1 protein-coding gene is annotated in these 277 nt (G+C 30.3%); it reads right to left on the reverse strand.

Annotated features, from left to right (window positions below):
- Positions 1-240 (reverse strand): hypothetical protein (locus NLF92_RS12820; protein WP_254102595.1); only part of this gene is annotated, 240 nt, incomplete at its 3' end.
- Positions 241-277: the final 37 nt, after the last annotated feature.

The raw sequence follows: 277 nt of genomic DNA on the forward strand, positions 1-277 counted from the left end.
TGTAACATATCTAAATATTGATAATTGATTTAATTCATTATCTCCTTGCAGAGCTGCGAATTTAGATTTTTCGAAGCCTACGAAATCACTGAATATGCACTTAAAACAATAAAAACGACCATACTCTGTAGAATAAGAGTCGAAGAGTCCGTTGAAATTGGTGTTGATTAATTCAATTTCATCAATCAAACCTTCTTTTAATTCAAACTTGGCTTTAAATTCAGAGTTTTCAATCAACATATATTCAGCGTTTAGCTTGTTAAGTACAAACTTTCCA

The organism is Opacimonas viscosa (assembly GCF_024199005.1).
Classification (GTDB): domain Bacteria; phylum Pseudomonadota; class Gammaproteobacteria; order Enterobacterales; family Alteromonadaceae; genus Opacimonas; species Opacimonas viscosa.